This is a genomic window from Myxococcales bacterium (genome assembly GCA_022563535.1).
GTDB lineage: Bacteria > Myxococcota_A > UBA9160 > UBA9160 > UBA4427 > DUBZ01.
Genome location: JADFNE010000015.1, coordinates 65,231 through 80,531 on the forward strand (window position 1 = coordinate 65,231; position 15,301 = coordinate 80,531).

At 58.1% G+C, this 15,301-nt stretch carries 14 protein-coding genes; 11 read left to right on the forward strand and 3 right to left on the reverse strand.

What is annotated here, in order from left to right:
* Nucleotides 1–3: 3 nt before the first annotated feature.
* The 9 genes from tadA (at nt 4) to IH881_07070 (ending at nt 7,366) form a co-directional block, all read left to right on the forward strand.
* A complete protein-coding gene (gene tadA, locus IH881_07030; GenBank protein ID MCH7867435.1) occupies nt 4–1,749 on the forward strand; it encodes a Flp pilus assembly complex ATPase component TadA in 1,746 nt (581 codons plus the stop codon).
* A gap of 3 nt (nt 1,750–1,752) precedes the next feature.
* Nucleotides 1,753–2,976, forward strand: a complete 1,224-nt coding sequence (locus IH881_07035) for a type II secretion system F family protein (protein MCH7867436.1) — start codon at nt 1,753–1,755, stop codon at nt 2,974–2,976.
* Between the two features lie 277 nt (nt 2,977–3,253).
* Nucleotides 3,254–3,757, forward strand: coding sequence for a prepilin-type N-terminal cleavage/methylation domain-containing protein (locus tag IH881_07040; protein ID MCH7867437.1), 504 nt, complete (start codon nt 3,254–3,256; stop codon nt 3,755–3,757).
* A gap of 96 nt (nt 3,758–3,853) precedes the next feature.
* Nucleotides 3,854–4,252: a hypothetical protein gene (locus tag IH881_07045; protein MCH7867438.1), complete on the forward strand. Its 399-nt coding sequence runs from the start codon at nt 3,854–3,856 to the stop codon at nt 4,250–4,252.
* A 19-nt stretch (nt 4,253–4,271) separates the two neighbouring features.
* Nucleotides 4,272–4,751, forward strand: a complete 480-nt coding sequence (locus tag IH881_07050; protein MCH7867439.1) for a prepilin-type N-terminal cleavage/methylation domain-containing protein — start codon at nt 4,272–4,274, stop codon at nt 4,749–4,751.
* A gap of 3 nt (nt 4,752–4,754) precedes the next feature.
* Nucleotides 4,755–5,648 carry a type II secretion system protein gene (locus IH881_07055; protein MCH7867440.1) on the forward strand — a complete coding sequence of 298 codons (894 nt, stop codon included), beginning with the start codon at nt 4,755–4,757 and terminating at the stop codon, nt 5,646–5,648.
* The gene (locus IH881_07060) at nt 5,645–6,046 is read left to right on the forward strand and encodes a hypothetical protein (protein ID MCH7867441.1); all 402 of its coding nucleotides are present in this window, start codon (nt 5,645–5,647) and stop codon (nt 6,044–6,046) included. The genes IH881_07055 and IH881_07060 overlap by 4 nt, the downstream gene beginning before the upstream one ends.
* A gap of 106 nt (nt 6,047–6,152) precedes the next feature.
* Nucleotides 6,153–6,563, forward strand: a complete 411-nt coding sequence (gene apaG / locus IH881_07065) for a Co2+/Mg2+ efflux protein ApaG (protein MCH7867442.1) — start codon at nt 6,153–6,155, stop codon at nt 6,561–6,563.
* 134 nt (nt 6,564–6,697) lie between these two features.
* Nucleotides 6,698–7,366, forward strand: a complete 669-nt coding sequence (locus IH881_07070; GenBank protein MCH7867443.1) for a hypothetical protein — start codon at nt 6,698–6,700, stop codon at nt 7,364–7,366.
* On the opposite strand, the gene IH881_07075 is transcribed toward IH881_07070, so the two are convergent.
* The gene (locus IH881_07075; protein ID MCH7867444.1) at nt 7,309–8,103 is read right to left on the reverse strand and encodes an HAD family hydrolase; all 795 of its coding nucleotides are present in this window, start codon (nt 8,101–8,103) and stop codon (nt 7,309–7,311) included. The two genes, IH881_07070 and IH881_07075, sit on opposite strands and share 58 nt — an antisense overlap.
* Before the next feature lie 199 nt (nt 8,104–8,302).
* A complete protein-coding gene (locus IH881_07080; protein ID MCH7867445.1) occupies nt 8,303–8,776 on the reverse strand; it encodes a PilZ domain-containing protein in 474 nt (157 codons plus the stop codon).
* Between the two features lie 151 nt (nt 8,777–8,927).
* Here IH881_07080 and IH881_07085 point away from each other — a divergent pair, with 151 nt between their 5' ends.
* Nucleotides 8,928–11,207 (forward strand): ATP-dependent RecD-like DNA helicase, encoded by a 2,280-nt coding sequence (locus tag IH881_07085; GenBank protein MCH7867446.1) that lies wholly within the window; start codon nt 8,928–8,930, stop codon nt 11,205–11,207.
* The gene (locus IH881_07090; GenBank protein MCH7867447.1) at nt 11,204–12,550 is read left to right on the forward strand and encodes an alkaline phosphatase family protein; all 1,347 of its coding nucleotides are present in this window, start codon (nt 11,204–11,206) and stop codon (nt 12,548–12,550) included. The genes IH881_07085 and IH881_07090 overlap by 4 nt, the downstream gene beginning before the upstream one ends.
* A 172-nt stretch (nt 12,551–12,722) precedes the next feature.
* On the opposite strand, the gene IH881_07095 is transcribed toward IH881_07090, so the two are convergent.
* Nucleotides 12,723–14,924 carry a glycosyltransferase family 39 protein gene (locus IH881_07095; protein ID MCH7867448.1) on the reverse strand — a complete coding sequence of 734 codons (2,202 nt, stop codon included), beginning with the start codon at nt 14,922–14,924 and terminating at the stop codon, nt 12,723–12,725.
* Nucleotides 14,925–15,301 lie beyond the last annotated feature (377 nt).

Here is a 15,301-nt window from a genome sequence, read left to right on the forward strand (position 1 = left end):
ATCATGCCCCGAAAGAAGGTTCGCATCGGAGAACTACTGGTTCAGAACGCCGTAATCACTGAAGAACAGTTGATGACGGCTTTGGCGAACCAGAAAAAAACCGGCTTGAAGCTCGGGCGTCAGCTGATCACCGAAGGCTTCCTCGATGAAGATCGCTTCCTGAGCTTTCTCTCCGAACAGCTGAGGATTCCGTGCATCGACCTGAGCGAGACTACCGTCGACGGCGAAGTCGTTCGAATCATGTCAGAGACTTATGCGCGACGGTTTCGGGCCATCGTTCTCGAGGACCGAAAAGATCACCTGCTGGTCGGGATGGCGGACCCCACGAACATCTTCGCACTCGACGAGATCGAGCGAACGCTCAAGCGCAACATACAACCCGCGGTGGTGAGGGAATCCGAGATCATTCACACCATCGATATGGTTTACCGCAAGACTGAAGAAATCAGCAGTATCGCCGAGGAACTCGACGAAGAACTCCACGCCGGAGCCTTTGATCTTTCAATCCTCGAAGCGAAGGTCGAAGAAAGCGACGCTCCCGTAGTTCGGCTGCTGAAGACGATCTTCGAGGATGCCGTCCAGATCGGTTCTTCGGACATCCACATTGAACCAGACGAAACAGTATTGCGGATTCGACATCGGGTCGACGGCGTGCTGCAAGAACAGGTGATGAAAGAAAGGCGGATTTCCGCGGCTCTCGTGTTGCGCCTGAAACTCATGAGCGGTCTAGACATCTCCGAGAAACGCCTGCCCCAGGACGGCCGCTTCAACATTCGCGTAAACGACAAGAGCATCGATGTCCGACTGTCGACAATGCCGGTCGCCTACGGCGAGTCGGTAGTGATTCGCCTGCTCGACCAGTCCGAAGAGCATCGAAGCCTCGATCACATTGGCATGCCCGAAAAAATGCTCACCCGCTTCCGAACGATGATCCATCGGCCTCACGGGTTGATCCTGGTCACCGGACCGACGGGAAGCGGCAAGACCACCACCCTCTACGCCGCATTGACGGAACTGAACCTCCCGAGCACAAAGATCATTACTGTCGAAGATCCCGTCGAATATCGCATTTCGAGACTCAATCAGGTGCAGGTCAAGCCGAAGATTGGGCTCACATTCTCCACGGTTCTGCGGGCGGCACTGCGTCAGGATCCGGACATCGTGATGATCGGCGAAATGCGCGACCAGGAGACTGCGGAAATAGGCATGCGCGCTGCCATGACCGGGCATTTGGTCTTCGCAACCTTGCACACCAACGACGCGCCGAGCACCGCATCGCGAATCCTCGACATGGGGGTCGAGGGCTTCCTGGTTGCCACCGCCCTGCGCGCCGTCATCGCCCAGCGCCTGATTCGGCGACTCTGCGAGGGGTGCATCGACCCGTACCCACCCAGCGCGATCGAACTGGATTGGATTCGCAGCATGGTGGGAGCCCAGGCCGACGGTTTGACCTTCAAGACCGGCAAGGGTTGCCCGCGATGCAACGGCACCGGTTACAAGGGCCGAATTGGAGTCTACGAATATCTCGAGGTCAGCCCCGACATGGCAATGGCTCTACGGAACAACGATTCCGTGGCGTACGCCAAAGCGGCCTACGAGGCTCCGGGCTATCAGGCGCTTTCCTATCGCGCGCTCGAATACGCTGCACGCGGGGTTACGAGCATTGAGGAAGTGGTGCGAGTCACGGGAGAGATCGAGGATACGAGGATGGAGTACGCCGCCAACCCGCGACCGGACGAGCGGAACTAGAGCATGGCCAAAGTCTTTCGCTACCGGGGAAGATCCGCAGATGGCCGGGCAGTCGAGGGCAGCATCGAATCGGCGTCCGCGGACGGAGTTGCGAGCGAACTTCTCGCTCAAGGAATCACGCCACTCGGCATTTCCGAGCAGCGAGCCAAATCGGATTTACAGGTTCGGATCACGCGCTGGTGGCAACAGCGTCAGATTGGGCTGACGGACCTGATCATGTTCAGTCGGCAGATGTCCAGTCTGTTGCGCGCCGGCATACCCATGATCCGCACCCTCGAGAGTATTTCCAGTTCTTGCCGCAGCGCTGAACTCAAGCGGATTCTCGGCGAAGTTGGCGAAGGGTTGCAGGCGGGACATTCACTCGCTTCGACACTGCAAAAATATCCCAAGGTATTTTCGACGCTCTACGTAAGCATCATTCACATTGGCGAAAGTGTGGGGCGCATGGACGAATCCTTCCTCCAACTCGCCCAGTATCTCGAGTTGGAAGAAGACACCCGCAAACGTATCAGTGCCGCATCGCGCTACCCCATGTTCGTGATGATCGCGATCGTCGTAGCCATGGTGGTCATCAACATCTGGGTCATCCCACCCTTCGGAAGGATGTTCGAGAGCTTTGGTGCTGATTTGCCATGGGCGACCCGACTCCTGCTCGACACCTCGGCTTTCTCAGTCAAGTACCTGCCACACGGGTTGGCGCTTCTGCTGATAACGATCGGATCAATGCATCAATACATCAATACCGAGCATGGGCGCTTGTGGTTCGACCGCCTCAAGCTGCGAGTACCCATCACCGGTTCAATCCAGGAGCGCGCGCTGCTCGCGCGCTTTGCCCGGACATTTGCGGTGACGCTATCGGCCGGACTGCCGGTCATTCAGTCCCTCACCGTAGTGTCGCGCGCGGTAGACAACCGCTACGTAGGTGAAAAGATTCTAAAGATTCTCGATTCGGTAGAGCGCGGCGAAACCCTCACGAATGCCGCCCGGGACAGCGGGCTATTTCCACCGCTGGTCTTGCAAATGCTGACGGTGGGCGAAGAGATCGGTGCGGTGGACGAGATGCTGCTGCAGGTCGCCAGTTTCTATGAGGGTGAGGTCGACTACGACCTGAGAAAAATTTCTGAATCCATCGAGCCCATCCTGATCATCTTTGTAGGCGGGATGGTGCTTTTGCTCGCACTCGGGGTCTACCTGCCAATGTGGGAGATGGCGGGGGCCGCGCGTTGAAATTGATCGGAAAGCTCAAGTCGGGGCGTCGTTGCGATTTTGTTGCGGAGTAGTTGCATCAGAGTTGCATCAGAGTTGCCTGTCGGGGCGGCAATCTAGATGCCATTTCGAGTGTCGGTATAAAGTTCGAATCCGGTTGGACCGATTAATTCTAGGTGTCCACTTGAAAATAGGAAGGCGCGCGGGCTGCACCCATGATCAACTGCAGAACTGAAGTCACAAAGTCGCCGAACAATACTTCGGCAAAACGCACGATGGGATGAGAAGAGGCAGAACAATGACGAAGCGAAACAAACGACAGCAAAGTGGCTTTACCATCGTCGAACTAGTAGTGGTCATCGTGATCATCGGAATTCTGGCGGCGACAGCCCTGCCGCGCTTCGTAGATCTTTCGGGACAAGCTCGTTCAGCCTCGGTTGAAGGGGTCGGTGCGTCCTACATTTCTGCGGTCAATCTTGTCCACACCGCGTGGCTCGCGGCGGGTGGAACGGCCTCAATCAACTCCATCACCATGGAAGGTTCTACGACAATTGGCGTGAACGATACGGGTTGGCCAGAGAACGTCGCGGCAGGGGGTGGAGATGGAACCGTGACGGCAACAGAATGTTCTGAAATCTGGGACGCCATGCTCTTGCAAGCGCCAAGCGCGACCGTTGACACCTCCGGCGACTACATCTACACCGTCGCTTCGCCTGTTTGCACCTACACCCTCAACGCGGCGGCGGGCAGGAGCATCGCCTACAACACGTCGACTGGGTTGGTCACGGTTACCGTGCCCTGATCGATGAGAAGCTGCTATCCGCAGCGATGGAGGTCGCGCGGGGGGTTCAGCCTGACGGAGACCATTCTCCTCATCTCGATCATCGGAATCCTGGGTGTGTCGGCTGCACCGCGCTTGCTGGATCTGGGTACGACGGATGCGCGCATCTTTCACCGAGAAACCCTCGCCGCCTTGCGCTACGCGCGCAAACTGGCCGTCAGCTCCCATTGCTCGGTCGAATTCGATTTCACGACGAGTGGCTTTGGAGTGTTGCAGCGAAGCAGTTGCAGCTCCGGCAGCTACAGCCAGACCGTATTCGATCCAGCCACTGGGGTCGCGGGCTACTCCGCCACCGGCCCGGACGGCATTACGCTGACCAGCACGCTGGACCCGCTCTACTTCGATGCCCTAGGACGCGTCGTGGACAGTACAGGCACGGCGACCGACGTCACGATCAGCATCGGAGGCATCGGAATTACAGCGCTGGGTGAGTCGGGGTTTATCTATGTGCCGTAGCCGCGCTCAAGCTTCAAGGATGAACCGCCTCCAGTGCGGCTTCTCCCTGATCGAGATGGTCATCGCAATTACCGTGCTCTCGATCGCACTCACGGGCACGATGATGGTGATGGATACTACGTTGCGCAGCAGCGCCGATCCCATGATCCGACATCAGGCGATCGTGATCGCCGAAACGTACATGGAAGAGATTTTCCTCCAGATGTACATCGATCCGGACCTCGACCAGGTCTCCGGTGCGGTTTGCCCTACTGCAGAAGCGAGTCGAGATCTCTACGACAATATCTGCGACTACGACGGCCTGAGTGATTCCGGAGCGACGGATCAGACCGGTGCGTCGATCACCGGCCTCGATGCCTACACGATCAACGTCGACGTCAACGTCAGCGCCACCCTCAACACTTTGACGACCAGCGCCCAGGTCTTGCGCATCGACATTGAGGTCTCGCATCCCTCCCTTGCGAGCCTCAGTGTCAGTGCCTATCGAACCAGGAACTGACCCATGTCGAGTCCGGGCAAGCGACGCAGGCTGACGGGGTTTACGACGATCGAACTGGTGATCGTCATCGCACTCATGGGAATCGTCGCAATCGGACTGTCGCGCTTGATCGCACTCCCCTTCTCGACCTATCGAGATCTCTCGCTGCGCGCCCAGCTCGTAGACTTCGCCGATGCTTCGATACGACGCATCGCCCGCGACCTGCGCCGGGCGCTGCCAAACAGCATCCGCGTCGCGGGCAGTGCAGAAACCATCGAATTCATTCGCGCACTCGACGGCGCACGCTATCGCCGAGATCCCGGTGACAATGGCGGCGGCAACGACCACACCGCTGCCAGCGACTGGTTGTCATTCGGTGGAGATACGGATTTCAATATCCTCGGGTCGTTTGCACATTTGCGCTTCACCTTGGGAACCCCCCTGAGCAGCGGCCATCGAATTGCGATCTACAGCACGGGAAGTGAGATCTACACCGATGCTGCCACTGATGCCAATCCGGGCACGGTGACCCCCGACGAAACGGACATCACCATCACCCAAGATGGCGACGAACAGCAGATCAACCTCTCGACATCCCATCAATTCTCTTATGAGTCTCCGGTTCAACGACTGTATGTAGTCGATACTCCGGTCACCTACGATTGTGATCTGTCCGGCAACACGCTGACGCGATATTGGTCCTACCCCATCGCTTCGAGTCAGCCAACGGATCCGAGCAGCCCTCCTCTGCTCGGCGCTACATCCTCTCTGATGAATAATCTGATCGAAAGCTGCAGCTTCGACTACGCGCCGGGGACTCCTCAGCGGGCAGGCCTGGTGACGATCGAATTGGTCGTGGCGAACGGCGGCGAACGGGTCCGAGTGCTTCATCAGGTACACGTGGACAACAGCCCATGACGAGAACCCACAAAGAGAGCGGATTTGCCCTGGTGTTTGCAATCTTCATCCTGGTGATTCTCTCCGGGGTGGGTAGTGCAATGCTCAACATCAGTGCGACCCACCAGGCGACGGCCACAATGGCGTTGCTCGGCACCCGTGCCTTCCAGGCCGCGCGCAGTGGCACCGAGTGGGCCATCTACGAGGCGATCAATAGTGGTGGTTGTCCGGCCGCCAGCTTCGCCCTTACCGAAGCGGCGAGTGACGGATTCCAGGTCGAAGTCACCTGCACCTCGACGTCGCACATCGAAGGGACAACCAGTCGGTCAACGCTGCAGATCCAGTCGACGGGGAGCTACGGAAGCTTCGGCGACCGAGACTACGTATCACGCACCCTAAATGTCACCGTGTTGCAGTAGCAGGGCACACACCGCGATGCATAGGGTAAGCAAAACGACGAAGAATTCCTCCAAATGCAGCAGCATCGCTGCGACGATCCAAACCAACCTGCTAGCCTTGGCACATATGAGCCCAGAAGACGCATCTTTATCGACTTCCGAAGCAGTGACCGAAGGTATCCGCATCAGCGTTCGCGCTCGGTATTCACCGGAACATTCCTCACCGCACCAGAGCGAGTGGTTCTTTCTATATACAATCACCATCGCAAACGAATCCGATCAGAGCGTCACGTTGCTCAATCGCAACTGGTTGATTCTCGACGCGACCGGAAAATCGGAAGAGGTCCACGGACCTGGGGTCATCGGGGAGCAGCCCGCTCTCGCTCCCGGCCAATCGTTCGAATACACCTCAGGCTGCCCGCTTTCCACTCCCTTTGGCTCCATGAGTGGAAGCTACGAAATGAGCCGAGAGGATGGAACTCGATTCGAGGCTGAGGTGAGGGTGTTTCAACTTCGACAGCCAAATGCCATTCACTAGTACGCAAGTCGAAAATTTCTCCGGGTCTACAACGAGTTCGTCACCAAGTTCGTCCAAGTTCGACTCCGTGATGCCGATACACCCCACGACGGCACCCGCCTCCCCAATTACCGCGGATCTGCCCGGAGTCCTTCTTGTCTTCAAAATTAAGATCCAGCAATAACGAACACGATTCGCCGTTGCAGCTCGTGGACCCGGAACGTTCGCGCGACCCCTCGGAAGCCGAACGACATTCCGATGTTGATCGGCGCAAGAGCGAGGAACGCCGCGGGTCTCCGACCCGAGGCTGGGATTCTCTTCGGGGCTTCTACCGCAGAAAGATGGGACGGCGTGTCGGTGAGAGCGACAACATCTACGTCGACTCCTATACCCGGGAAGATCTCCTGCTCACGGTCGGCGTGTTGATGCTCAACATCCTGGACGCGTTCTTCACCCTGCGTTGGATGGGTATGGGCGGTGGAGAAGGCAACCCTTTGATGGACATGCTGATCCGGGCCAACGACATGCTCTTCCTATTTCAAAAATGTGTAGTCGTTGGAATCTGGCTGGTCATTTTGGTAGTTCACAAGAATTTCCGCATTGCCCGCCTCGGTCTTTGGGGAGCCTTCATCCTCTATGCGGGAATATTGTTGTACCACTTCACCCTGCAGGCCGGAGAACCGCCGGTGCCTCAGTTGCCGACGGAAGCGAGGCAGCTGTCGCACTCCGAGCGTGAGGTCGAACCCAGATCCGAGTTCAGCGTGCTTCAGGCCGCGTCGAGTTGGTCGAGGATCCCCTCGAGCTCCGCGAGATCTTCGATCTGATAGTCGGGACGCGGGCCCTCGTGCTTCTCCAGGACCTTTTCCGGGTCCTTCACCCTGCGCGTGATCCAGACGCTGCGGATCCCCATTGCAGCGGCTCCAGCAACGTCTGCGCTGAGCGAATCGCCCACGTGCAGGACCTGGTGACATTCGACGGCGAGTTCATCGAGTACCGCTTCGAATATTTCGACTCGCGGTTTGCGGTATCCAATTTCGTCTGAAATGACAACGGCGTCGAGATGTGAATACAGTCCGTAGTCTTCGAGGACCGCGCATGCTGTGACCGAGTGACTGAAGTTGGAACAGAGCCCGAGTTGAACCCGCTCAGCGAGCGAGCACAACAGACCGAGATGGTGCAGGGGCATCGCGACTTGTTCGCGCAGCAGTCCCATGTGAACGTGCGCCATGATGGCCGGAAGTTTCGGATCCATCAGGCCCAGGCGATCGCACAGGGCGCCAAAGCGTAATTCGCTGGGTAGCTCTAGTCCCTTGTTGTAGTGGGACCTCTGGAACTCGTTGTCGACTTCCGCGAGTGTCCTCGCGAAGGCGTCAAAATCGATCCCACTGCGATGAGGAAGTGCCGCGTGCAACGCCCGCGCGGATGCCGGGATCAGATACCCGCGATACTCAATGCGTGGGAGCTTCTCTGAATAGAGGTCGACCAGGGTATCGAACAAATCGAACACGATCGCACGAATCGATCCCCGGCTCTCGCTTGATTCCGATTCGTTCTCCGCCAAGTGGCCATCCCGATCATCAACGTTCGTTATACCCATGAAACCCACGGGTCAGACCTCTAGAACATCGGCCAACCCGGCACTCCGAATTCATAAAATCTCGCCTGAACGCGTACTGGAGCCAGACTGTGGGATTTACCAGACGATAGGCAATCTCGCTGTGTACGAAATGAAATCGAGAATTACGGGGTCGGATGAAGGATCAGGTCGCGTGTTGATTCGTCGACTTGAGGCCCTTGCCCTGGTCGCGCCGCCGTCCCGCCAGACTGATGTAGCGATCGAGTTCGTTGAAGAGATCTGGGCGCCCGCTGGTAAACTGAATCCCGACACCGGGCCGCTGCCGCGCAGGAGTCTCAGCGCTCGACATGGGGAGCCGCTTCCACACCACGCGACCGATCGTTTGGATGCTCGATCCGTTGGGAATCTCGATCTCCACCAACACGCGACGCCCGGGATCAATGGGTTCCGAAGTCGTCACAAACACACCACCTCGAGAGACATTTGTCGAAAACTCGTCGGATGTGAAGAAGAACAGTTTGCCTGTCTTGGGATCCATCTCGGGGTCAATCGTAGAGATGCGGATCGGGATCCGGACATTCACTCGCTTGTTGACTTGCTTGGCGCGCTGAATTCCAGCGGCCACTACCGAATCGGGGTTCACTGTCGCGTCACTCATGCTGGATTTCCCTCCAGACAGGTAAATCGGTCGACACTAGGTGGCAGCTTTAGTGCAGACTCGAAACCCGGTATCCTGAATTCAACGGCTACGAGAAAATCACCGCGACAGCCGAACGAAATCAATTGTGAGTTGCGTCCGAGGCAGCGTGATGACGAACAGACCCGATTACGGGAGTAAGGGCCCACAGCATCCAAAACAGGAGTCGTTGGCCCTCGAGGCGTCCTCGCCGGGATCGCCTGCCCGGTTGGCTGGGGTGGTGGACCGCGTGCTCTACCACGACGACGAAAGCGGCTTCAGCGTAGTCCGCCTGAGAGTCGATGGACGGCGGGATCTACCGTCCCTGGTGGGCCGAACCGCTCGTGTCGAAGTCGGAGAGTGGGTGGAAGCTGAGGGCTGCTGGCACAACGATGCGAAGCACGGTCTCCAGTTCAAGGCCGAAGACATTCGGGTTTCAGCCCCGGCGACGCGAGAGGGCATCGAACAGTTTTTGGGTTCGGGAATCGTACGCGGGATCGGCGCCGGATTGGCAAAGCGGCTGGTGGATCGGTTCGGCGAACGTGTCTTCGACATCATCCAGGACGAACCCGAAAGGCTGCGAGAAATTTCTGGGATCGGCAAGCTGCGGAGCGCCCGCATTTCGCGGGCTTGGGGGGAGCAAAAAGCGGTTCGAGAAGTCATGCTCTTTCTTTACTCCCACGGAATTGGAACTCAGCGCGCAGTTCAGATCTATCGCGCCTACCGCGACCAGACCCTCGCGACTCTGCGGCGAGACCCATACCGACTCGTACGCGACGTGCGAGGAATCGGCTTCGCCACCGCGGACAGCCTCGCCAAGCGTCTCGGCTTTGAAGCAGAAGCCCCCGCGCGACTGCGTGCCGGAGTCCGTCAAGTGCTGCGCGATGGCTTGAAGCAGGGAAGCTGCGGAATGCCGATCGGGCGGGTAGAAGAACAGGCAATGCGCCTGCTCGAGGTTGCACCGTCCAGAGTCGAAGCCGCAATCCAGGAACTGATCACCTCTTCGGAACTGATCCGGACCGAAGTCGACGGCCAGGCATGTTTGTTTCTCGCAGATTTGTATCGAGCTGAACAGCGGGCCGGGGCGCGGCTTCTCAGCCTTGCGCGAGGTACCGTTCCGTGGCCTGAGATCGATCTCGAAAGTTCCATCGCCTGGGTTCAGGGGCAGTTGGACATTCAGTTGGCTCCGAATCAACGCCAGGCCATCGGGCAAGCGCTCACCACGAAACTGATGGTCTTGACCGGCGGACCCGGCGTGGGCAAGACAACCTTGGTTCGCGCGATTCTACAGATCCTGAAGCGAAAGAAAATCGAGATCCAATTGGCCGCGCCGACCGGCAGAGCAGCGAAGCGTTTGACGGAAGCGACAGGAAGCAGTGCGCGAACCATTCATCGCCTGCTCGAGGCCGACCCGCGGTCTCACGGATTCAAGCGGTGTGCAAACAATCCGCTTGATTGTGAATTGCTCGTGGTGGACGAATCGTCAATGCTCGACGTCACGCTGCTCGATTCGCTCATGGACGCCCTGCGCACTTCGTGCGCCGTGCTGTTCATCGGCGATGTGAATCAGCTTCCATCGGTCGGGCCGGGGCAGGTTCTGCGGGACATGATCGATTCAAAGGCGGTCGCGGTCGTGAGGCTCGACCAGGTCTTTCGTCAAGCGGCGGAAAGCCAGATCGTGAGGAATGCGCACGCGGTCAACGCCGGGCACATGCCCGAACTCGAATCGTCCGAAGCGAGCGACTTCTACTTCGTCGAAACCCGGGACAGCCAAGATGCAGCGAAGCGTTTGCTCACCATTGTGAGCGAACGCATCCCAGCGCGATTCGGTCTCGACTCGGTGCGCGACGTTCAGGTTCTCTGCCCCATGCACCGAGGTCATGCGGGCACCCAGCAGCTGAACATCGAACTCCAAAAATTACTCAATCCAAACTCTCGGCAGCCCACGAGCGTCACGCGAAGCGGCTCGACCTACTTCCTGGGCGATAAAGTGATGCAAGTCGTGAACAACTACGACAAGGACGTCTACAACGGAGATATCGGGTGGGTCGAGAAGATCAATCTAGCTGCGCAAAGCCTCGACGCATCGTTCGAAAACCGTTCGGTGCGCTACGAATTCGACGAGCTAGACCAATTGACCCTGGCCTATGCAATTACAATTCACAAGTCTCAGGGTTCGGAGTATCCGGCGGTCGTGATGCCATTGCTCACAGAGCACTACATCATGTTGAAGCGAAATCTTCTATATACAGGAATGACACGAGGCAAACAGCTGGTGGTACTGTTGGGCCAACGCCGAGCACTCGAGATTGCGATCCGCGATGCAGATGCTTTACGTCGCACCACCAAGTTGAAAGATTGGTTGTCGAATCCTCCGACTGACGCCCCGGGAACAGGAGCCGCGAGCCCTTGAACACCGAAGCGCCGACAGTTCCGAATTTCCGACCTCCCCAGCGTCCAGGACTTCAGCTTGCCGCCTTCGCGGCGGTGCTCGTCGCGATCGTCGCCTGCGGAGGGGACAGCCCGTCTCGACGCGTAATGTTGATTGGAATCGACGGAGCATCTCCGCGCATCGTCGATCAATTGATGGCTGAACGAAGACTCCCAAACCTCGCAAGGATCGCCCGACGAGGCGTCCACGGGACACTGCGTTCGCAGATGCCCATCGTCTCCCCCAGAATCTGGAACACGATCGCGACGGGCATGGTTCCGGAGAAGCACGGCATCCTGGATTTTTCGTACCTGGGACGCGACCGGCAACAACACTTGTATGTCAGCACTGACCGTCGCGCTCGGACACTCTGGAGCATCGCCTGCTACGCGGGCTTCAAGGTGGGGGTGGTGAACTTCTGGAACACCTACCCCCTCGAGAAGGTCAACGGAGTCATGGTATCGGATCACGTTCTCGCCACGGAAATCGAGAAACTCGAAGAGCTGGTGGGGGTCAAGAAGACCGAGTACGGCGCGGTCATCTACCCCGATAGTTGGATCGCCCGATTGTCGGGAATGGTCAAAAACAAGGAGACCCCTCTTCCCAACTTCGAAGACCCCTTTCGCAAGGGTCAGATGCTTCCGCATTGGGTGAAGCGCGAAGAACTACAGCGACGGTTTGTAGAGGACGGCGCGTTGGCGCGCATGACCCTGGAAATATCGCTCGCAGAGGCGCCGGATCTGACCATGGTCTTGCTGACCGGAATTGATCGCATCTCTCATTATCTTTGGAGTGTCGTTGAACCTCCGGATGGCTATTCGCCCCACCTGGTTCCTACGCCCGAGGGTCGAGAAGCAGGCAAAGCTGCGCTCTTCGCGTACTACGAATACACAGACGCACTGATCGGTGCGCTTGCGTCGAGCATGGGACCGGAAGACCTGGTGATGGTCATATCGGATCACGGGTTCGAAGCCGGTGAATCCATGCTGCACCTGACGGGATCTCATTTCTCCGAGAAGTCCATCGACGGCATTATTTACGCGAGCGGCTCTGGTATTTCTCCAGCAAGCGTCGCCCACGACGTTTCTGTTCAAGACATCACCCCCACACTGTTGTCCTGGTTGGGCTTGCCCGCTGCATTGGATATGGACGGTACCCGCGCCGCGTTTCTAGAGGCAGATTCCAGCGCAGCCTCGATACCCCCAATCAAATCCTACGATGTCATCGCCCTGGAGTTCGTGAACCCCAGCCACGTCCCCTCTGGTGTCGAAGACGAGATTGTCGAACAACTCAGAGCGCTGGGATACATCGACCCGGAAGAGTAAAACGAACTGCTAGCAGCCTGTTGAAGAACCCTGACCGAGCCAGGTGCGGTCATTCGCCCCGAGATCAAGGCGCGGAATCGCGGGCGTAGCCGTAGCTACGGCCGCGGTTTCGCAACGCAGAGATCGGGGTGAAGGGCCGTGCCTGGCGACCGAAGGGTTTTTCAACGGGTTGCTAGGGCTGGCGTGCGACGATGCGCGGATGCTGCCAGTGCGCACCAAAGCTGCGCATTGCAGAGGTCGACATGGCCACCAGCCCGTTTCGCGTCGACCGCATGATCAAATTGACGCTTTGGCCGGCGTAGTTTGAAAGATCGACCCGGTACTCGCGCGGCGCGGGCAAGCGGCTGACTCGCGGGTTGATCGGCTTGACTTCGATGCTCTCCGAAAAGACCGGGTGACGCTCCTGATTTGATTCGATCGAAACCTCGATCAAAAGTGTCGTCGGACTCCGCAGCTTGGCCGGGTGCGAGTACTCCATTTGCCAGACGAACTCACCGCCCGAGCGGGGAATCTTCACCCGGCACCGGGTCGTGAGCGAATCTTCGCGGCTAGCAAAGCCCACGCCGATCGTCTGATAGAGAGAACGAAACAGTAGATGGTCCTCGATCGACGCTTTGTCCGATTGCTGATCGCAGTCTTCGAGAACACTCGCAAAATTTTCACTCGCGACAGGTCGTTCTCTGCGGGTGTAGAGCAAGTACTCGCTTCGCCCAATCGTGTACCGCTGTTCGAAGTGGGTGTCGATGTAATCGCTCAGAACCGGGGCGTAGTCCCGCAGGCCCACGCGGTCAGAGAAGAAGTTGTTCAAGCGCGTGATGACCACTGGCGTATTGTGGTTCTCCGCGCCGATCACCACGGCGGCGCCTCCGTCGTGAGAGATATGATGTTCGTAGAGATTGTAATAGGCACTCGGCATGGGCCGCTTCGAAAGGAAGTTCAACATCGCGATATCGGGAATGGTCAAGAGCGCATCATCCGGGTCACTGAGCAGTGCGAGATTCCGAAGCACCTGGTTGAGGCTCGACGCTTCGGGGGGCGAAACCTTCACCCCTCCTCGTGAACCCCCAACTTCAAAGTTCATGGTCCGAACCAAGGCGGAGTACCAATACGCACTCACAACAAAATAGATACTGATCACGGTAATGATCGCGACGCCGACGATCTTGCGCATGGCTACAGAAGGCATTGTGCGACCGTCGAGCAAGACTGCAAAGCTCGTCACGCCGGCGATCACCACAGGTTGATAGACATTGATGAGGTGATTGAAGTCTGCCCGGGGGAAGACACCAAGGAAGAGACCGAAACAAACCAACAAAATGCTGAGCAGACCGCCGTGGAAAGCAGAAGACTTCGGAGACGGTGCGGAATCTCGCGAATCACCAGACCCCAAAAACACCAGGGTAGATCCCATGATGAAGATCAGCGGCGGAAACCAATACAGCAGAACGTGAAGGCGTTCGACCAGCCGGATCGAACCGACGAAGCCACCCAGCAAGGGGGTTCGGTAGATCGGCTGGGCGCCATAGGTCATGATGTCGAGGGGCTCGCTCATGAAGTCCGGCGTGAAGAGCGCAGCTAGATCGAGATATGGGATGTTGTGCTTGCCGCTGAATTCCAGGGGGTGTACAAACAAGCTCCGAAAGGCGTCCCCCAAGGCACCGTGAACTCCCAAGTAGATCACTGTGGGCAGAGCAATTGCAACAATGCCAACGCCGAGCCAACACGAATCGACCGCAGCTCCTCGAAGCGAGGCGACCCGCGACTGCCCTTGCTCCAGGCGCAGGACCATGAGTGCGATCAACACCCCGACGAGGGCGAAAACTCCGTAGTTCTGCTTGAACAAGATCGAGAGGCCGAGGAGCAATCCCGCGAGCAGCAGATCGCTGCGCGATGACGAAGCGCGGAACGCGAGCAGGCGTTCGAGGCCCGCCAGAGCGAACATCACGGAGAACGGCGAATAGAATGCAAACGTCCAGGCGGGAAACGCCCAGACGGTGCACATCATCATGATCCCGACGCTGCTGAGCCCCGCGTACACGCCGCCGATGCGAGACGGAATTCGGTAGCTCAAGACGATGAGGGCCAGGTAGGCAACGACTACCGGAATCCGCGATGCAATTACGCTCGGCTCCGTCAGCTTGAACAGGCCCGCGAGCAGGAACCACATGCCCGGCGTCACAAAGGCGTCCATGTCCCGGTAGAGAACCTTGCCGTTGGCCATATCCAGGGCTTGCAACAAGAGGTAGCCCTCGTCTGCCATGGTGAGGCAACGAGTCGCAAGAGGGATCACAAAGAGCAGCGCGGATCCGCAGATCGCGATCGCAGCAAGCGGCCGAGCGATGGAAGACAAGGCCGCATTGAGACGATCAGACATACGCCGAAGTATAATCCGCCGGCTTCGAAATACAGAATGACTCGATTTTCAGCAGCATCGGGAGCCGTGGCCCATTCGGCGGCAAGGCCGTCGCTCCGAAGTATTCATGTTTGCTCGCACCTCGTGGACCGTCTTGCCGGCTATCTGCTTGTTGGCGCACAGCATCTGCGAGACGGCCGCAATCGCTTCAGTCGCCACGAGCGGCGCGCATTCCAGTCGAGGCGTTCTCTGGTGTGGGCTCTGCGGTCTCTTGCCGACCCGAGACCCTCTCGTGCAGCCCCAGAACTACCCATCCGAATCGCTCCGGCCCGGCTTCCGGGAAGATGGGCTCTTGACCCGAAATTCCTCAGGAAAAATGGCCGCTTAGCCGATTCAAG